Here is an 18,063-nt window from a genome sequence, read left to right as displayed (position 1 = left end):
TCAGGTATTGAAGCGGAAGTGGATCACGTCGCCGTCCTGGACGACATATTCCTTGCCTTCGTCCCGGCCTTTGCCTGCTTCCTTGGCGCCGACTTCACCCTTGAAGTTGATGTAGTCGTCATAGGCGATCGTGAAGGCGCGGATGAAGCCGCGTTCAAAATCGGTGTGGATCACGCCGGCGGCGGCAGGCGCCTTGGTGCCGCGGACGATCGTCCAGGCGCGGGTTTCCTTGGGGCCTACGGTGAAATAGGTGATCAGGTCGAGCAGGTGGTAGCCGGCGCGGATCAACCGATCAAGACCGGCTTCCTCAAGGCCGAGCGCCGACAGGAACTCCACGGCTTCTTCTTCCGGCAGTTGTGCCACTTCGGATTCGATCGCAGCCGATATGATGACGCATTCGGCGCCCTGTTCCATCGCCATGGCGGCCACGGCCTTGGTGTGCTCGTTGCCGGTCGAGGCATCGGCTTCGGCGACGTTGCAGACGTAGAGCACCGGATGCGAGGTCAGGAGGTTGAGACCCTTGAGGATCTCGATCTCCTCAGGCGCCAGCGTCTTGAGAAGCAGGCGTGCAGGCTTGCCCTCGTTCAAGAGCTTGATCACGGCTTCCATGACAGGCAGTTGCGCCAGCGATTCCTTGTCTTTGCTGGCGGCGCGCTTGCGCGTCTGCTCGACGCGGCGCTCAAGGCTTTCGAGGTCGGCGAGCATCAGCTCGGTCTCGATCGTGTCGGCATCGCCGACCGGGTTGATGCGGCCCTCGACGTGGGTGATGTCGTCGTCCTCGAAGCAGCGCAGCACATGCACGACGGCATCGACTTCGCGGATGTTGGCGAGGAACTTGTTGCCAAGGCCTTCACCCTTCGATGCACCGCGCACGAGGCCGGCGATGTCGACGAAGGAGATCCGGGTCGGGATGATTTCCTTGGAGCCGGCGATCGCTGCGAGCTTCTGCATGCGCGGGTCCGGCACCGCGACTTCGCCGGTGTTCGGCTCGATCGTGCAGAAGGGATAGTTCGCCGCCTGCGCCTGCGCCGTCTTGGTCAGCGCGTTGAAGAGGGTCGATTTGCCGACGTTCGGCAAACCGACGATACCGCATTTGAAGCCCATGGCCTGAAACCTGCTGTTCTTGAATTCGTTGGTGCTGGCTATGGGATAAAACGCGCCTTGCGGTCAAGCTTTTCGCGCAAGTCTCTTGCATTCTGAGGGGTTGAACGCCCGCCTTTGCAGCGCAATATAGATATCGATGCACTGTTCTCGCCTCTCCATGTCATCAACGGGTGGGTTTCCGATGAGTGACAACGGTATTGCCCTTAAACCGAAGACAAAGTCGAAACCGAAGCTGGATCGGCCGAAGCTCTACAAGGTCATTCTCTTCAACGACGACTATACGCCGCGCGAATTCGTGGTGATGATCCTCAAGGCTGTGTTCCGCATGAGCGAGGAGGTCGGCTACCGCGTGATGATGACGGCGCACAAGCTGGGATCGAGCGTCGTCGTGGTCTGCACGAAGGATATCGCCGAGACCAAGGTCAAGGAGGCGATGGACTATGCCAAGCAGGCCGGGTTTCCGCTGATGTTGACGGCGGAGCCCGAGGAATAGCTTGGCGATCTCTTAACCAGGCTCCTTAATCTGACATCCGCTGTTTTCAGGCAGAATGTCCGCAGCAGCGGAGGCGTTCATGCAGGGCGAGGCAGCAACATGGCACTACTTTGTGGCGGCGGGGCTTTTTGCCCTTCTTGGCGCGATCGGTCATCTCTGCCGGGCGGTCTTCAACGTTCTGCCTGACCGCGTAACCGACAGGCCTCTGATGGATTTGCCACTGTCGAGTGGTTACAATCTTCCGGATCTGCTCTTCGGGACCGAATATGACGACAGCGGCTATTATCGTCTCGACAGCCTCAAGAATTTCCGCATTTCCTGCATGCTGAGCGTCGTCGGCGGTCTGCTGGCTATGCTGTTTTCGCCGGGTGTTTCCATTGCCATGGCCTGGCTGATCGAAAGGGGTCTTTCGTGGGTCTGGAACCTCTTGCTTTTCAGGCTCCACACGATCGGGCTGCTATGAGCCGGCTGCCGGTCGCCTGATCTGATAGCCGGTCTTGTCCTGGACGAAGCCGCAATTCTCATCGAAGCGCAGTGTTGCCGGATCCTTCGAGCCGGTCAGAAACATCACCTTATAGCAGCCGGCCTTAAAGGCTGCGGCGCTGGCGTACCGGATCAGGGCTCGTCCATACCCCCGCTGCCTGTAATCGGCCGCGGTGACGACGTTGTCGATCAGCGCATAGGACGCGCCATTCCTGGTCACGTTGGGGACGACGACCAGCGTCACCGACGCCGCGACGGTTTTGCCCGCGACGCCGATGAAGACCGTCATGCCGGGTTGCGCGCGGATAGCTCCAAACCGCTCTTCGGCGTGCGCGCGGTCCATGGTCGGATCGGCAGGGTTCAGCTCACGATAGAGGGCAAGCAGGCCGGGCAGGTCGCGTGCCTTAGCAGCGCGAATGATGAGCGCGCCGGCAGACATGGTTCAATCGCCCTTGTTGCCGAACATCTTCTTCAGCATTTCGGCCATCGGGCCGGTTGCAGGCATCTTCGGCTGATTGTGATTGCGAGCCTGGTGGATATGAGACTTCGCCGTTGGTTTCTTCTCCGGCTTCGGCTTTTCTTCTTCGGCTTTTCCGCCAAGCGCCAGCGCCAGCTTGTTCATCAGCTGAGAGTCTTCCTTGCGAACCAGCATGTCGGCGTTGTCGGCAAGGGCATGCAGCAGCGGCTCAAGCCACGCCTGATCGGCCTTGGCGAAGTCGCCGAGAACGTGATGCTGCACCAGTTCCTTGACGCCGGGGTGGCCGATGCCAAGGCGCAGGCGGCGATAGTCCTTGCCGCAATGGGCGTCCAACGACTTGATGCCGTTGTGGCCGCCATGGCCACCGCCCGTCTTCAGGCGCGCCTTGCCCGGCGGCAGGTCGAGTTCGTCATAGATCGCGACGAGGTCGGTGGGCTGCAGCTTATAGAAGCGCATGGCCTCGCCGACGGCCTCACCAGAGAGGTTCATGTAGGTCTGCGGCTTGATGAGCAGCACCTTCTCGCCGGCGATCTCGCCCTCGGCGATCTCAGCCTTGAACTTCTTCGACCAAGGCGAAAAATTATGGCGGCGGTGGATGGCATCAGCAGCCATGAAGCCGATATTGTGGCGGTTTCCGGCGTACTTGCCGCCGGCATTGCCGAGACCCGCGATGATCAGCATGGCTCGTTCATTCCTTGAAATGTGCGTTATCGTTCACCACCGCGAAACGGCGTCAAAGTCAAGGCGCGGAGGCCGCAAGCGCAGAAAAATCAGTCTGCCGAGCTTAGACCATACTTGGTGAAGATGGTTTGCTGTGTGCCATCGCCGATCAGCTTGTCCAACGCGGCCTGCATCTTGGCCAGCAGATCGCTTGGGAAGTCCTTCTCGCAGGCGATCCCCATCGGCTGTGAGGAGAGCAGCGTGAGCTTCTCCAACGGCTGTTCCGCCTTGAGCTTGCCGAAGTAGATCTCGGAGATCGGCATCATGTCGATGCGACCATTGAGCAGCTTGCGCAGTGTGGCGTTGAAGTCGGTGGCGACGTCGAGCTTGGTGAAGCCGTTCTCCTTCAGCGTCACCTCTGTATAATCGTCGCGCTGTGTTCCGACGGTATATTGCCTCGCTTCCTCAAGGTTCTTCGCTGTCACACCTGACCCGGACCTGGTGATGAGGATGTTGCGATCGACCAGCAACGGCTCGACCCACCTGAACATAGGGTCGCGTTTCGCGCTGTGAGCGGTCGTGAAAACGCAGCTCATAGGCGTGGTCTGGGCGAGATTGTAGGCCCTGGCCCAAGGCATCATCTCGATCTTGTAGTCGATGCCGGCGTCTTTCATGACCTTTTCGACTTGCTCGACCGAAGCGCCCTTGATTGTCTTTCCATCACGGTAGCTGAAGGGAGGGTATTCCTCGGTGGCGAGCATTACGCCGGCTGCAATGGCTTGGCTGGAGGCGCAGATGCTCAAAAGAGTGAAAAGCAGCAGTTTCTTCATGGTGTTGCCTTTCTGGGTTCAAGAGGCCCGCGCAATGCGCTGTTCAGTCGCAGACAGACGCTCGATCAGAGCCGCAGCTTGCTGCGGGCGATGGAACAGGTATCCCTGGCCGAAGTCGAGGCCCATTTTGTGCAAGGTCTGGCATTCGTCCTCTCTCTCGATGCCCTCGGCAATGACGATGCACCCCATCTTGTGAGACAGCGTTGTGATGCTCTCCACCAGCGTACGGCTCTTGTCGCGAACGTCGTCGTTGGCGTCGTTGATCGACTGCGTGAACGACTGGTCGATCTTGATGATATCGACTGGGAAGCGGTTGAGATAACTCAGCGACGAATAACCCGTGCCGAAGTCGTCGAGGGCAATCCGGCAGCCGAAGCGGCGCATCTCGGCGACAATCGTGCGGATTTGCGGATTGTTGTGCATCAGCACCGCCTCTGTGATTTCCACGACGATGCGCTGGGGGCGGATACCGTGGCGGCCGAGCAGTGCGGCAAGCCGCGCGGGCAGGGCAGCTTCGAATTGCAGCGGCGAGAAGTTGATGGCGAGATAGCTGTCCTGCATGCCGGGGAGGCGGGAAATGGCCGCAAGATGGGCGATCGCCTTTTCCATGATGACGTTGCCGACGCGAACGATCTTGGCCGTTTCCTCCGCGACATTGATGATTTGCGCCGGTGCCATCAAACCCTTTTGCGGATGATTGAGGCGCATGAGCGCCTCGAAACCGGCAACGCCGCGGCCGTTCAGGCTGACGATCGGTTGCAGGTAGGCGTCGAACCAGTCCTCCGCGAGACCGGCTTCAATATAGTTCTCGATTTCGGCGCGAGCGCGCGTGTGGTCCATCATGCTGGTGTCGAAGAGTTGCGCGCCATTCTTGCCGTCGCGCTTCTTCGCGTACATGGCCATATCCGACTTCTGCAACAACTCGGCGGCGTTCGAGGCATGGCGCGGGTAGATGGCGATGCCGACGCTGGCGCTCAGATGCAGATCCGGACCGAACGGCTCGATGAAGATGGAGGCGATCTGCTCGGCCATTGCGCTTGCCCGCCGGGCCGCGTCCTTTGCCGGCAGAAGGATCGCGAATTCGTCACCACCGAGGCGGGCCGCCTGATCCGATGGCGCCAGATGCCTCTTCAGCCGGTCGACAAACTCACGCAGCGCCCTGTCGCCCTCGGCATGGCCGAGATTGTCGTTGATCCATTTGAAGCGGTCGAGATCGACGAACAGGCAGGCGAGTTCCTGGCCGGCGGCGTCTACTTCGAGGATCTTGGCGTCGAGCACCGTTTCGAAGCCCTGGCGGTTCAGCAGGCCGGTCAGATGATCCCGGATGGCTTGCTGGTGGTTGCGTGCTTCGGAGGCTTTCAGCTCCGTGACATCGGTCATGACCGATAGCGAGAGCCGGTCATGACCCGCAGTGGCTGCTGTCGATTCCAGGATGAGCACATCCATGAGGCTGCCATCGGCGCATATGAACTTTACCGTCACGTCGACTGCGGCGCCGCCGTCGAGGTCGTTCTTTCGCTTGAGGAAGGCTTCGCGCGTATCGGATGTCACGAGATCTGCGAACCTGCAGCCGATCACGCGCGGCCGGTCGTAGCCGGTCGCGACGAGCCAGTAGTCGCTGACGGCGGTTATGCGATCATCCTCATCGAGCGAAAACAGCATGGCCGGCGTCAGGTCGTAGATGTCGACAGCACGGCGATGCGCGAGCTTCAATTCGCATTCCTCGCTTTCGAGCTTCGATTGCATTTCGTTGAAGCCGCGGGCCAGACGGCCCATCTCGTCGTTCGATTGCCAGTTGACGTGATGCCGCGAGCCGAGTTGACGGGTGGCCTCGACGGCTGCCGTCAGGCGCATCAGCGGCCGGATGATAAAGATGCGATTGCCGATCAATGCCGCACTGAAGACGGCAAGCACTGCGAAGATGAAGATCGACATGAAGACGACCTCTTCGTGCTTGAGGCCGGAGAAGAGGCCAAGTGCCGGATAGAAGACGGAGATGGTGCCCAGATTCTTCGGGCCGTCGATGGTATTGTATATGATCGCGCGCGACACCTGGACGAGATTGCCGTTGAACGATTTCGGTATTGTCGATTGCGTCACGTCGAGCTGGCCGGATTGATCCCGGACCTGAACCTTGACGATGGCGCCCTGCGAAACGGTCGTCGCGCTGATCTGGGTTACGCTGTCATCATCGAGGTCCCAGAGCGGCTTTGCGAGCGCCTGAGAATTGGCGACAAGAAGAACCGAGATGTGGTCGCGTATTTCCTTGTCTGCGCGCTCGGAAGAAAGAAAAAGGAAAAGCACGAACAGTGGAGCAACGAAGAGGAGCAAAGCTCCGCAAATGATTGCCAAAAAACGATTTTCAACGGAATTGTTCATTGTTCCGTTTGCCCCCAGCCGCACTTTGCGTTCACGGTTTTCTACGCCCGCCGGTCTTCAAAAACCTACCGGCATGCTTCCATGAAATGTATTAAATGTTGCTGAAACTGGCTCCTCGCGCGCAAATGAAAAGGCCCGCTTTCGTCAGAAAGCGGGCCTTATGCTTTACAAATTATGGAAGCGATCAGGCTTCGGCTTCGCCTTCTTCTTCGACCGTTTCGTCAACGCCGCCAGCCGGGGCGATGATCGTTGCGATCGTGAAGTCACGGTCCGCGATAACCGTCGCCACACCCTTCGGCAGGGTGAGGTCGGAGATGTGGATGCTGTCGCCGATCTTCTTGCCGCTCAGGTCAACGTTGAAGAATTCCGGGATCGCATCGGCCGGGCACTGCACTTCGATTTCGTGACGAACGATGTTCAGGACGCCGCCAGCCTTGAGACCCTGGGACTTTTCTTCGTTGATGAAGTGAACCGGGATTTCAACGGTAACCTGGGTGTTGCCGGAAACGCGCAGGAAGTCCACGTGCATCGTGAAGTCGCGGACCGGATCGAGCTGATAGTCCTTCGGCAGAACCTTGTACGTCTTGCCGTCGACTTCGATGGTCGCGATGGTGGTCATGAAGCCACCTGCGTGAATGCGCTTCGTCACCTCATTGGTGCTGAGAGCGATAGAAATGGGGGCCTGCTTGTCACCATAGATGACAGCGGGAATCAAACCGTTGCGGCGAAGTTCACGGGCGGACCCCTTACCAACCCGTTCGCGCGCCTCGGCCTTGAGCTCGTAGCTTTCGTGGCTCATGACTTTTCCTTCCGAGGTTATTTGGAGAGCCCCGCGCAGGCCAATGCTTGCCGCGGAACTGGAGGCGGGTTACCCCATCCTCATCCGCGTTGCCTCCAAGGGTGTCTGCGCGGACGCGTGCGCTATAGTATAGATGCACCGGAAACGCAAGCTGCTCCCTTGCCATCGGCAACGGCCAGGAACCCGGACACGCTGTCGGCGAGGGAACGATTTCAGAATTGAAGGCGATCGCGAAGGCTTAACCATAAAGCCGGATTTCCCGCGAGATTAACGAATACAGAATGTCACGGCGGCTATCAGGGACCAATCACAACCTGGTCCTTCTCATGCTCCGTCTCGTCTCCTGCATTGCCGTCGACCATAGCTGGCCGCACCTGATCTTTGCAACGGTCATCTGCCTTCTCGGCTCTTTGCTGACGGTACGGCTTTTCTCGCGGGTTCGGCGCACCCAAGGGCTCCAAAAATTCAATTGGTTGTTCCTGTCAGGGTTCGTTGGCGGCGCGACGATCTGGACGACGCATTTTATTGCCATGCTCGGTTTCCGGGCGCCGGCGCTCAGCGGCTATGAGCCCGATTTGACGCTGCTGTCGCTTTTCATTGGAATCGCCTCCACGATGATCGGCTTTACCGTGGCCTCGATGCGAAGCCGGGACGCGCTTGTCGAGGCCGGCGGCGCCATCGTCGGACTTGGCGTGGCAGCCATGCACTATGTCGGCATCGAAGGCTACAGGGTGGCCGGCGATATCCAGTGGAACAGCGCCTATGTCATCTGCTCGCTGATTGCAGCGGCCGGGTTCGGCGCCTTCGTGACGAGCCGGGTTGCCCGCCCGACGACACGTTTCAGCCCGGTCGCCGCCGCCCTGCCGCTGATCCTTGCAATCGTTTCGACGCACTTCCTCGGCATGGCGGGCATGACGATTGTTCCCGACGCAACCGTGTCCGTCCCCCGCGAAATTCTCTCCGTCGGCGTGATGACCAGCCTTGTCGGCGCAGTCATGATCATCATCCTGCTTCTCGGCGCCTCCACCTACATCATCGACATGCAGTCGACCGAAGCGGCCGTCGCCCGCTATCGCCATCTGTCGCTACACGATCCGCTGACGAACCTTGCAAACCGCTCGGCGCTGAACGAACATCTGGCGACTGCCACCAAAAACACCCATGAAATCGGCTGGAACGTCGCCGTCCTCTGCTTCGACCTTGATCGGTTCAAGGAAATCAACGACGTCCACGGTCATGCCGCTGGTGACGCCGTGCTCCGGGCGATCGGCGAGCGGCTGGCGAAGGTCATGCAGAAGGGACAGTTTGCAGCCCGCGTCGGCGGTGATGAATTCGTGGTCGTGATGCGCGATCATGCCGGCCGTTCGGAGGCCAGGAGCGTAGCACAACGCCTGCTCGACGAGATCGAGCGGCCTGTCGATTGGAACGGCCAATCGCTCAGCGTCGGATCCAGCATCGGCATTTCCAGTTTCCCTGACAGGGCGCGCACCATCGACGACCTGCTTTCGCAGGCCGATGTCGCCATGTACCGCGCCAAGACGACGGCGGGAAGCAGCATCTGCTTCTACGACCCCTCGATGGACGAGGCGGCGCGGGAACGAAACGCGCTGGCGATCGAGATGCGTGAAGGGCTGAAGAAGGGCGAATTCGAACTGTTCTATCAGCAGCAGAACGATACCGTGACGCGCGAGGTGCTGGGCTTCGAAGTGCTGCTGCGCTGGAAGCATCCGACGCGCGGCCATATCTCGCCAGCGGAATTCATCCCGATCGCCGAGAAGACGGGGTTCATCATGGAACTCGGCGAATGGGTGCTGCGCAGCGCCTGCGTCGAAGCGGCCAGCTGGAGGAACCCGTTGAACATAGCCGTCAACGTGGCGGCCCAGCAGCTCGCCGATAGCCGCCTGCCGCAGATCGTCCATCAGATCCTGGTGGAAACGGGTCTGGCGGCTCCGCGGCTCGAGCTCGAGATCACGGAATCCGGCATCATTGCCGACCACGGGCATGCGCTGAATGCCATCCGGCGGCTGAAGGCGCTTGGCGTCAAGGTGGCAATGGACGACTACGGCACGGGCTATTCCTCGCTGTCGACGTTGCAGAGTTTCCCGTTCGACAAGATCAAGATCGATCGTGCCTTCGTCGACGGCGTCGTCACCAACAAACAGTCGGCTGCGATTGTCCGCTCGACGCTTATTCTGGCGCAGAGCCTTGATATTCCGGTTCTCGCCGAGGGCGTGGAACGGGAGGAGCATGTCGATTTCCTTCGCCGCGAAGGTTGCATGCAGGTGCAGGGCTTTCTGTTCGGAAGGCCGATGCCGCGTCTTGACATCGAGGCCTTCGTCAATGCTGACGGTGCAGGCGTAGTCGATGGCTCGACAGTTGCCGTGAAGACCGACGCGGCGGCCTGACTGCGGCGCTGCAACACGCCTTGACATCTGTCGTGCGGAAACCTCACATGCTCGCAAAACGCAAGCGGCGGAGGAATTCAGGTATGCGGGTCAATCTCATTGCGGCAACGATCACGATTGCGCTCGCCTTGGCATCTGCAGCCTATGCCGCCGACATCAACCAGGCCGGGGCAAAGCAGGTCGAGGAAAGCCTGACGAAGCTGCTGCCGAAGAGTGTGGCAAAAGACGGCTTCGTGACCGTGAACCCAGCAGGGACACGCTACGAGATCATCTATGATTTCGTGAAGCTCTTGAAGAAGGTCGAGCCGGGCAGCTTTGCAATCACCGGCCTGACGCCTTGGTCGATGTTCGCTACACCACTCGATACCGGCCTTTGGAGCGTCGAAGGGAACAATTCCCTCAATGTTTCCGGGAATTTCACGGCGCCCGGACAGCCGAGAACCGATTTTACCTATGCCATCGATGCCTTCATCTTCAGCGGCATTTTCGACCCGGCGATCAGCTATCTTCGCTCGGGCGACTTTTCCACGAAGGCCATAAATTTTTCGTCGAAGAGCGAGGCCGACGAGGTCAGCGCCAGCTTTGATGGCATGACGTACAAGCTGACGTCAGCGGATGGCGCAGCGGCTGGCACGACGAATTTCGCCACCAGCGGCTCCGCTGCAGGATTCCTCGAGAAGATCAGCAGTCGCGAGGTGCCACCGGTCGAAATTCGCGCCGACGCGATCGATTTCGCAGCCGCTGTCAACGGCCTGCCGGCAAACAAGGTTCGCGATATCATCCTGTTTGCGGTCGATCATGCCGACGAAAAGCAGCTTGCCGGGGCAGACAGCGACAAGCTGAAGGCGATGCTTCGCGATGCCTTCCCTTTGCTCACGAGCTTCAACGAAACGATCGACTTCAACAATCTCACCGTGTCGAGTGCTGCGGGCAACGGTGGTGCGAAGAACGTCAACTACGACGTCACGCTCGACGGCCCGACCGATGCTACGCGTTTCGGCGTCGGCTTGACGGCGCAGCAGATCAGTTTTGCGAGCGCGATCGTCCCTGCGGCCTATTCCGCCTTCGTGCCACGGGAATTGCAGCTGCAGTTCGCAATTGAGGACATGGATTTCACTGCCTTCGGCGATGAGTTCCTCAAGGTCGATTTCACCGGCGGCGCTTCCTCGGAAGAGAGCGGCAAGAAGGCTGTCGAGCGCCTCTTCAAGGGCGGCGAACTGGTGATGGATTTCCCGAAGATCAGTGCGGTGTCGGGCGTCTATGATGCCGAGATTTCCGGAAAGATCCGCGGTCGCGTCGATACCTCCAAGGATTATTCCATGGATGCGACCGTTCTGGCGCGTGATCTCGACAAGACCATTGCCGCCGTTCAGGAGCTTGCAAAGACCAATGCCGATCTCAATCAGGTCTCGTTCGGCCTGATGATGGCCAAGGGCTTTGCGAAGACTGATCCTGACGGGCGCCAGCGCTGGGATATCAGCGTTGCGCGAAACGGATCCGTCACGATCAATGGCCAGGTCATCAAGGGCGCGGACTGAGTTTGCCGTAACAGCTCCAAGCGCCACGGGCACCCCTTGCGGCGCATTCGCGGCAGGTTCATTCTGTCTCGCTAGCGTAGGCTCCCGGGCGGGGGCCAGTGCGCGTCCTGGGGGCAGGCCGATGAATTGTGCCGCCTGTGGTTTTGCGATCGAAAGCAGTTTTGCGTTCTGCCCGAAGTGCGGCGCAAGACAACCTATAGTCTGCGCCTCCTGTGGCGAGGCCTGCCAGCCCGATTTCGCGTTTTGCCCGAAATGTGGGGCAGCCCTCGGCCGAGCCGACGTTCGTGCAGCTCCTGCCGAACCGCTGCCGCTTACAGTCGCGCATACATCGACGCCTGACGATGCCGCTGATCGGCGTCCGCTGACGGTTCTGTTTGCGGATCTCTGTGGTTTTACTGCTCTCAGCGAGAGAACAGATCCCGAGCTGATGCGCGCGCTGCAGAACGAGCTGTTCGAGGAACTGACGCGGGCGGTGGAGGCTTACGGCGGCTTCGTCGACAAGTTTGTGGGGGATGCGCTGCTTGCGCTATTCGGTGCGCCGACGGCGCATGAGGATGATCCCGATCGCGCGCTTTGCGCAGCGCTCGACATGATTGCGGGGGCCGACCGCCTCGGCGCCAAATGGCTGGATCTGGTCGGTGGTGATCCGCTGCAGTTGCATGTCGGTATCAACACCGGACCGGTGGTTAGCGGTGGTTTCGGGGCGGCGGCGGCGCGATCCTACTCCGTGACTGGCGATACAGTAAATACAGCGCAACGGCTGCAAAGCCTAGCCGGTCCGGGCGAGATACTGGTCGGGCCAGTGACATACCGCCTGACGCTGCATGCGTTCGCCTTCGAAAATCTCGGTTCGCTGGCCCTTCGCGGGAAGACGGGCAATGTACAGGTGCATCGTCTCCTCGGGCGGATGGAGACGCCCCACACGGCGCGCGGATTGGAAAGCCTTGGACTACACGCCGCACTCATCGGGCGTGACGCAGAACTGTCGCGGATGTCCGATTGCCTGGATTTTGCCTGTGGCGGCAATGCGCAACTCGTCCAGCTCATCGGCGAGGCCGGCATCGGCAAGTCAAGGCTGGTCAGGGAGTTCCTGGAGACCGTCGCTGAGAAAGAGCGATTTCGTCATGTTGTTGTGCGCCGCGCCGTCTGCTCGCCGCTTGGCGAACAGTCTTACGGTATGCTCGCGGCCGTTCTACGAAGCGCCTACGCAATAGCCGAGCGCGAAACTGCAGCCCGGACGGCGGAACTGCTGGCATCAGGATTGATCGACCTAGGCTTTTCCGAGAGCGAGGTTGCCGGTCTGACGCCGCTTTTGTCTTACGTCTTTGGCCTCGGCGATCCCGATGGAGCGCTGCGCCACGTGGAGCCGGAGCAACTGCGCAGGCAGATTTTTTATGCCACGCGCACCATTTTTGAGCGGCGGCTTTCGCTCAGTCCGCTGCTGCTGGTGGTGGAGGATCTTCACTGGGCGGATGCGGCTTCGATCGAGGCGCTTCGCTTTGTGCTGGACAGGTTGGAGCGAACGCGCCTGATGATGCTGACAACAGGGCGGTCGGTTGCTGAAGGCGAGGGCTTGGAGTCAAGCCGGATCAGCCGTACGCTCATGCGGCTCGCGCCGCTTTCGGTTCAGGATGGCGAGGCGCTGCTGGATCAGTTCTTTGGCGCGGACAGTTCCGTGCCAGCGAAAACGCGCTCACGAATTCTCGCGCGAGCGGGCGGCAACCCGCTGTTCATGGAGGAGATCGTTCGGGCCCTGATCGAGACGGGCGTGCTGCATTCCGAGGGCGGATGTTGGCATGTCGCCAATGCTGAAATAGGCAGCGAGATACCGATGAGCCTGCAGGCGATGCTGCTTGCACGCGTCGACCGTCTGCCGCCCGACGTCAAGCGTTTGGCGCAGGAAGCCGCCGTCATCGGTCCGCGCTTCGATCTGGCGCTGCTTCACGCCGTCGCTTTTGATGCAGCGCGTATCGAGCATGGGCTGGACTATCTCTGCCAGGCGGAGATCGTCGAGGAAGCGCCCGGTGTTGCTTCGACAAAGGCGATCTCCTATCGCTTTCCGCAACAGCTATTGCACGATGCCATCTATGGCAATCTCTTGCTGCAGCGCCGCAAGCAGCTGCACGCGCGCATCGGCGCGGCCATCGAGCGGATGCATCATGGCATACCCGCTCGGCTTGAGGACATCGCACAACTCGGCCGTCACTACTGCCGGGCCGAGGAGACGGGTAAGGGCGCCCAATATCTCATGGCTGCGGGCGATCTTGCCCGCAAGACCTATGCCAATGACGATGCAATGCGCCTCTACCGCGAGGCGCTTGCGGCGATTTCGGATAAGCCACAGGCCGGTGCGGAATTGCTTGCCCTTTATGAGCGCGTCGCCGATCTCTGCGGGCCGGCGGGAGAACGGGATACGGCACGTGAACACTATGGGCGCGTATTGACGACCTTGAGGAAAGCTGGTGACCAGCCCGGGGCGGCACGGATCCTGCGCAAGCTCGGTCGCCTCAATCTCGCAGCCGGCAGAAGCGATCTTGCGGACGCCGACTATGCGCAGGCCGCCTCGCTGCTGAGCGAGAGCGCTGCGCCCATCGAGCTTGCGCATCTGCTGCAGGAGCGCGGACATCTTGCCTTCCGCATGGGTGATCAAAGCGCAGCAGCACGCTGGGCCGACGATGCGCTATCCTGCCTCAGCACGGCAGCCTTTGATGACGGCGGTCCCGTCGCCGTGGAAGCAGCACAGGTGCGCGCCGAGGCGCTGAATACGAAAGGCGTGGCACTGGCGCGGCTCGGACAGCATCGCGAGGCCGTGCGCGAAGTCGAGCGAAGCCTGGAGGTTGCCGAAACGGCGGGACTTCTTGGCGCCGCCTGCCGTGCCTATTCCAATCTCGGCGTGCTCTACACGATCGTCGATCCAAGGCGCGCCATCGATGTGTGTCGCCAAGGCCTCGAGGTTGCTAAGCGCATTTCCGACCTCGGCTTTCAAGCACGGCTTTTCGCCAATCTCGCCGTTGCCTGCTGCACCTTCACGGACAACTGCGCCAAGGAGGGAGTGCCGGCGGCGGAGCGGGCGATCGAGATCGACCGGGCGCTGGATCAGCGCGATCACCTGGCGGTGCCGCTCATCGTCCTCGGACAGATCCATCAATGTCACGGCAAACCGGACCTGGCCTGGAATTATTATGAGGAAGCGCTTCAGCTCGCGCGTGAAATCGGCGAACCACAGCTGCTCTTTCCATGCTATGATGGGCTTGCGACGTTGAACCTGGAAAAAGACGATATGGCCGAGGCGGAGCGATACTTTTCGCTCGCCCAGGACGTTTGCGTCAGGCATGGGCTGGATCCCGACGCACTGGTCGTGTTGCCCTTCCTGGATTGATTCAGCGCCGACAGGTAAGGTGCTGAATTTTCGCTGTTTTTGTTCTTCTGTTCGGCGTCTCGCCGACGCGTCTGTGAGGGAGGCTATCATGCCCGAAAATCAAAGCGAAAGACCGCTGCAGCCCGGCGACCGCGCGCCGAACGTCATTCTCGATGCGATCACCCGCCAGGGCAAGATATCGATCGATGACTTCCGGGGGCAGAAGCCTGTGCTGGTCGGCCTGTTTCGCGGGCTCCACTGTCCATTCTGCCGGCGGCAAATCGCCTCGATGGCGAGCCTCGCGGGTGATCTCCAGCAAAAGGGCGTCGAGAGCCTGACGATCGTCAACACGCCCATCGACCGAGCGCGCCTCTATTTCCGTTACCACCCCTTGCCCAATCTGGTGGCCGCATCCGATCCCGACCGGATATCGCATCGCGCCTTCGGACTTCCCAATCTCGAGTTCACGCAGTCGGAGACAGTCTGGCCTTATAAGGTTAGTCTCGACACGCTGACCTCGATGCGGGTCGATATGCCCGATCTGCCTCAGCCGATGGCGCCGATGGCGGCTGTCGAATTCCTCGACAATGCCGATGGCTACGAATTCACCGACGACGATAAGCGCATGATCGCAACGGGAGAGGGCCAGTTGGTCGGCGAATTCCTGCTCGACCGCGATGGCGTCATCAGATGGTGTTTTACTGAAGTCGCCGACGACGGTCGACACATGTTCGGCGTGCCGGCCCCCGAAGAAGTCATGTCGGCGGCATCGCACATCGCCGCCTAACACGCGTCGCGGGCTTTCAGGTCCGCTCGTCACGCCCCAGTCCACTTCGACAGACGCGCTTCGGCTCCCGCACGCGGAAGCGGAAGCCGCCTATGAGGGTTGCTGTTTCACCGCCGGCACGCGCCCTGGCTTACGATGCGGAAACCCCTGTTGCTTGCTTCGCAAGCGTTCGGGAACGTCCTGATCTGCGAGCCGCGCTGGCCGCAGACCGGCCGGTACTCGCGTGTGCAGATGCCGCCCGGCTGCGGTCGCGGTGCCGGACGCTGCGGGCGCACCGTTATGCCGGGCTGTCGGGCGCACTGGCCGCGGCTGATGACCGCGAAGTTGGCGGCGCGCGCCTGGCATGCATTGGCGAAGGTCTGGACACGTGCCCCACGCTGGCCGCAGACCGGAGCATATTCCATGGTACACATCTGCGGCCTGGCCGCGCGAGGAGGCGGCGGCGGACGCGATGTTATCGGGGTCGGGCGCCGGCACTGGCCGCGGTTGATGATCGCGAAGCCAGCTGCGCGGGCCTGACATGCATTGGTGAAGGTCTCGACACGTCCACTGCGCTGGCCGCAGACCGGAGCATACTCCATGCTGCACATCGCCGGCCCGGGCGGGCGAGGCGGCGGACGCGAATAACTTGGCCCGACGTCGACGGTGCAGTCGGAAAGAAGCGGGATGAGCGCCAGCAGAGCGAGCTTTCGCGGCGACAGGAATCCGGCGAGCGTCATTATTCTTCCCCTATGGCTGGATTTCTTTCTAAATCCTAGCGTAAGTTGCATTTCCGGGGAAGTTCGAACCTCAGCGGTAGTTGAGAATTTCGTACAGGTTCAGTCGAATAGGCTGGAAACCGACTCTTCCTGGCTGGTTCGGTTGATGGCTTCGCCGATCAGGCTTGCCGTGCTGACAACGCGGATGTTGTGGGCTGATTGAACAGCCGTCGTCGGCTGGATGGAGTCGGTAATCACCAGTTCGCGCAGCTTCGAGGAGGTGATGCGGGTAACCGCGCCGCCGGAGAGAACGCCGTGGGTGATATAGGCGGTAACGCTTGCAGCCCCCTGCGCAAGCAGCGCGTCGGCGGCGTTGCAGAGCGTGCCGCCGGAATCGACGATGTCGTCGATCAGCAGACAATCCTTGCCTTCAACTTCGCCGATAATGTTCATGACTTCGGATTCACCCGGGCGGTCGCGGCGCTTGTCCACGATCGCCAGCAGACAGTCGAGGCGCTTGGCGAGCGCGCGGGCACGAACGACGCCGCCGACGTCCGGCGAAACGACCATGACGTTGCTGATGTCGTGATTTGCCTTGATATCGCGTGTCAGGACCGGGATAGCGTAGAGGTTATCCGTCGGGATATCGAAGAAGCCTTGAATCTGGCCAGCGTGCAAATCGAGTGTCAGCACACGATCGGCGCCGGCTTCCGTGATGAGGTTCGCGACGAGCTTGGCCGAGATCGGCGTACGCCCCGAGGCGCGGCGATCCTGACGGGCATAGCCGAAATAGGGAAGGACGGCGGTGATGCGGCGCGCCGACGAGCGGCGCATCGCATCGATCATGATGAGCAGTTCCATGAGGTGATCGTTCGTCGGGAAAGACGTCGACTGGAAGACGAACACGTCCTCGCCGCGGACATTTTCCTGGATTTCCACGAAGATTTCCTGATCGGCAAATCTTCTGACGCTGGCTTTGCCCAATGGCACGTTGAGATAGTTGCAGATCGCTTCGGCGAGATGCCGGTTCGAATTGCCTGCGAAAACCTTCATCTTGGTCCGCCTATTACCTGCTGATAGCCGCGCTTTTTAGCCAGCTTGCTCCTGAATGCAAGGGCTAAGGCGTCATCTGCGCCTATATTTCTAAAAAGCTTGTGGCTTAACCGCCACGAGCGTCGCGCCACGTCGAGAATTCGGTGATGGTTTTCGAGGCGATTTGCTGCATGACCGACGCGGGAACGCCGGCCCAGGGATCCTGCGCTTGCGAGGGCACGCTTTCCTTTCCCTGTATGCGGTGCAACCGAGCGCCCCCACCGTCGAGAACGTCCCAGACGTAGACCACCGTGACCTTACCGCTATCAGAAAAGGCGGAGAGATACCCCTTCAGAATGTAGGCGCTGGAGCTGTCGTTCGAGCTCTTGATCGAAAGGCCGTGCGAGCGGGCCTCGGCCCCGAGCTGGCGCGAAAGCGGCGTGACGGCCTGGACCGGCGCGCCGATGATCGGCAGGAAGCGGACGGTCGTGCCGCGTGCCGAGGGGGAGTTGGTATTCAGCATGGCAGTCTGGGTTTGCTGCCGCGACGGCTCACGCGGGGGCGTTTCCCCCATGTCTTCTTCTTCGGCCTGGGCATTGGACACAGGCTCAGGCAGCGTCTCGGCTTTTATCGGAGCGGCGGCGGCGGGCGAGAGCGGGTCGTTTTCCAGCGCCATAGCCTGGGCTTCCATCGTGGTCGGTGGTGCGCCAGAACCCTGCCGGTAGCCCGTCTGGTTGTAGGCAGGGTGATATCCGTTCGACCGCTGTTCGGAGGCAAAGGCCTGCTGGCGTGGCGCCGCGCCTGCCATGCGCTCTACGTCGCCCTGCGTTACCGGCGATGAACGGATGCTTCCGGAGGGTTCGCCGATGTCGACCAGGGGAACCAGGGCATCGGTTGTGTTGCAGGCGGATAGGGCAAAGCAGGCAAGGAGCATCGGCGCAGTCGCAACTCGCGTCATCCCTCGTTTCATCCTTCCCAGTGCCGGCCCCATCCACTTTATGAAGGCCGGCGCCGGTCTG

At 60.8% G+C, this 18,063-nt stretch carries 15 protein-coding genes; 6 read left to right on the top strand and 9 right to left on the bottom strand.

Annotated features, from left to right (window positions below; genetic code table 11):
• Positions 1-1,104: a redox-regulated ATPase YchF gene (ychF, locus tag WGT02_RS15610; protein ID WP_024313877.1), complete on the bottom strand. Its 1,104-nt coding sequence runs from the start codon at positions 1,102-1,104 to the stop codon at positions 1-3.
• A 181-nt stretch (positions 1,105-1,285) separates the two neighbouring features.
• On the opposite strand from ychF, the gene clpS reads away from it, so the two are divergent.
• Positions 1,286-1,597, top strand: a complete 312-nt coding sequence (clpS, locus tag WGT02_RS15605) for an ATP-dependent Clp protease adapter ClpS (RefSeq protein ID WP_024313876.1) — start codon at positions 1,286-1,288, stop codon at positions 1,595-1,597.
• A 79-nt stretch (positions 1,598-1,676) separates the two neighbouring features.
• Entirely contained in the window at positions 1,677-2,060 is a 384-nt protein-coding gene (locus tag WGT02_RS15600) for a hypothetical protein (RefSeq protein ID WP_024313875.1), read from the top strand.
• On the opposite strand, the gene WGT02_RS15595 is transcribed toward WGT02_RS15600, so the two are convergent.
• From WGT02_RS15595 to WGT02_RS15575, 5 genes are all read right to left on the bottom strand, one after another.
• Positions 2,055-2,519 (bottom strand): GNAT family N-acetyltransferase, encoded by a 465-nt coding sequence (locus WGT02_RS15595; RefSeq protein WP_024313874.1) that lies wholly within the window; start codon positions 2,517-2,519, stop codon positions 2,055-2,057. The two genes, WGT02_RS15600 and WGT02_RS15595, sit on opposite strands and share 6 nt — an antisense overlap.
• A 3-nt stretch (positions 2,520-2,522) precedes the next feature.
• Complete coding sequence (gene pth / locus WGT02_RS15590; RefSeq protein WP_024313873.1) at positions 2,523-3,239, bottom strand: aminoacyl-tRNA hydrolase; 717 nt, start codon at positions 3,237-3,239, stop codon at positions 2,523-2,525.
• An 89-nt stretch (positions 3,240-3,328) separates the two neighbouring features.
• Positions 3,329-4,048 carry an ABC transporter substrate-binding protein gene (locus tag WGT02_RS15585; protein ID WP_024313872.1) on the bottom strand — a complete coding sequence of 240 codons (720 nt, stop codon included), beginning with the start codon at positions 4,046-4,048 and terminating at the stop codon, positions 3,329-3,331.
• Between the two features lie 18 nt (positions 4,049-4,066).
• Positions 4,067-6,427 carry an EAL domain-containing protein gene (locus tag WGT02_RS15580; RefSeq protein WP_024313871.1) on the bottom strand — a complete coding sequence of 787 codons (2,361 nt, stop codon included), beginning with the start codon at positions 6,425-6,427 and terminating at the stop codon, positions 4,067-4,069.
• Between the two features lie 184 nt (positions 6,428-6,611).
• Positions 6,612-7,226 carry a 50S ribosomal protein L25/general stress protein Ctc gene (locus tag WGT02_RS15575; protein ID WP_024313870.1) on the bottom strand — a complete coding sequence of 205 codons (615 nt, stop codon included), beginning with the start codon at positions 7,224-7,226 and terminating at the stop codon, positions 6,612-6,614.
• Between the two features lie 326 nt (positions 7,227-7,552).
• Here WGT02_RS15575 and WGT02_RS15570 point away from each other — a divergent pair, with 326 nt between their 5' ends.
• The 4 genes from WGT02_RS15570 to WGT02_RS15555 all read left to right on the top strand — a co-directional run bounded on the left by WGT02_RS15570 (position 7,553) and on the right by WGT02_RS15555 (position 15,314).
• On the top strand, positions 7,553-9,631 hold the full coding sequence (locus WGT02_RS15570; protein WP_024313869.1) for a bifunctional diguanylate cyclase/phosphodiesterase: 2,079 nt from the start codon (positions 7,553-7,555) through the stop codon (positions 9,629-9,631).
• Positions 9,632-9,714: 83 nt separating this feature from the next.
• A complete protein-coding gene (locus tag WGT02_RS15565) occupies positions 9,715-11,169 on the top strand; it encodes a hypothetical protein (RefSeq protein ID WP_208250578.1) in 1,455 nt (484 codons plus the stop codon).
• Between the two features lie 121 nt (positions 11,170-11,290).
• A complete protein-coding gene (locus WGT02_RS15560) occupies positions 11,291-14,548 on the top strand; it encodes an adenylate/guanylate cyclase domain-containing protein (RefSeq protein WP_024313867.1) in 3,258 nt (1,085 codons plus the stop codon).
• Positions 14,549-14,636: 88 nt separating this feature from the next.
• Positions 14,637-15,314 (top strand): peroxiredoxin-like family protein, encoded by a 678-nt coding sequence (locus WGT02_RS15555; RefSeq protein WP_024313866.1) that lies wholly within the window; start codon positions 14,637-14,639, stop codon positions 15,312-15,314.
• Between the two features lie 107 nt (positions 15,315-15,421).
• Here WGT02_RS15555 and WGT02_RS15550 read toward each other — a convergent pair whose 3' ends face one another.
• The 3 genes from WGT02_RS15550 to WGT02_RS15540 all read right to left on the bottom strand — a co-directional run bounded on the left by WGT02_RS15550 (position 15,422) and on the right by WGT02_RS15540 (position 18,002).
• Entirely contained in the window at positions 15,422-16,036 is a 615-nt protein-coding gene (locus tag WGT02_RS15550) for a Kazal-type serine protease inhibitor (RefSeq protein ID WP_375679391.1), read from the bottom strand.
• Between the two features lie 96 nt (positions 16,037-16,132).
• Positions 16,133-17,065 (bottom strand): ribose-phosphate pyrophosphokinase, encoded by a 933-nt coding sequence (locus WGT02_RS15545; RefSeq protein WP_024313864.1) that lies wholly within the window; start codon positions 17,063-17,065, stop codon positions 16,133-16,135.
• A 106-nt stretch (positions 17,066-17,171) separates the two neighbouring features.
• The gene (locus tag WGT02_RS15540; RefSeq protein ID WP_208250009.1) at positions 17,172-18,002 is read right to left on the bottom strand and encodes a hypothetical protein; all 831 of its coding nucleotides are present in this window, start codon (positions 18,000-18,002) and stop codon (positions 17,172-17,174) included.
• Positions 18,003-18,063 lie beyond the last annotated feature (61 nt).

Source organism: Rhizobium sp. T1470, assembly GCF_042140505.1.
Classification (GTDB): Bacteria; Pseudomonadota; Alphaproteobacteria; order Rhizobiales; family Rhizobiaceae; genus Rhizobium; species Rhizobium favelukesii.
Note: the sequence above shows the minus strand (reverse complement) of the source record. Positions and strands in the feature narration are given on the sequence as shown.

Bases quoted from the DNA above. Each gene is read 5' to 3' on its own strand.
- ychF (WP_024313877.1), bottom strand. From the start codon at position 1,104: ATGGGCTTCAAATGCGGTATCGTCGGTTTGCCGAACGTCGGCAAATCG.
- clpS (WP_024313876.1), top strand. From the start codon at position 1,286: ATGAGTGACAACGGTATTGCCCTTAAACCGAAGACAAAGTCGAAACCG.
- WGT02_RS15600 (WP_024313875.1), top strand. From the start codon at position 1,677: ATGCAGGGCGAGGCAGCAACATGGCACTACTTTGTGGCGGCGGGGCTT.
- WGT02_RS15595 (WP_024313874.1), bottom strand. From the start codon at position 2,519: ATGTCTGCCGGCGCGCTCATCATTCGCGCTGCTAAGGCACGCGACCTG.
- pth (WP_024313873.1), bottom strand. From the start codon at position 3,239: ATGCTGATCATCGCGGGTCTCGGCAATGCCGGCGGCAAGTACGCCGGA.
- WGT02_RS15585 (WP_024313872.1), bottom strand. From the start codon at position 4,048: ATGAAGAAACTGCTGCTTTTCACTCTTTTGAGCATCTGCGCCTCCAGC.
- WGT02_RS15580 (WP_024313871.1), bottom strand. From the start codon at position 6,427: ATGAACAATTCCGTTGAAAATCGTTTTTTGGCAATCATTTGCGGAGCT.
- WGT02_RS15575 (WP_024313870.1), bottom strand. From the start codon at position 7,226: ATGAGCCACGAAAGCTACGAGCTCAAGGCCGAGGCGCGCGAACGGGTT.
- WGT02_RS15570 (WP_024313869.1), top strand. From the start codon at position 7,553: ATGCTCCGTCTCGTCTCCTGCATTGCCGTCGACCATAGCTGGCCGCAC.
- WGT02_RS15565 (WP_208250578.1), top strand. From the start codon at position 9,715: ATGCGGGTCAATCTCATTGCGGCAACGATCACGATTGCGCTCGCCTTG.
- WGT02_RS15560 (WP_024313867.1), top strand. From the start codon at position 11,291: ATGAATTGTGCCGCCTGTGGTTTTGCGATCGAAAGCAGTTTTGCGTTC.
- WGT02_RS15555 (WP_024313866.1), top strand. From the start codon at position 14,637: ATGCCCGAAAATCAAAGCGAAAGACCGCTGCAGCCCGGCGACCGCGCG.
- WGT02_RS15545 (WP_024313864.1), bottom strand. From the start codon at position 17,065: ATGAAGGTTTTCGCAGGCAATTCGAACCGGCATCTCGCCGAAGCGATC.
- WGT02_RS15540 (WP_208250009.1), bottom strand. From the start codon at position 18,002: ATGACGCGAGTTGCGACTGCGCCGATGCTCCTTGCCTGCTTTGCCCTA.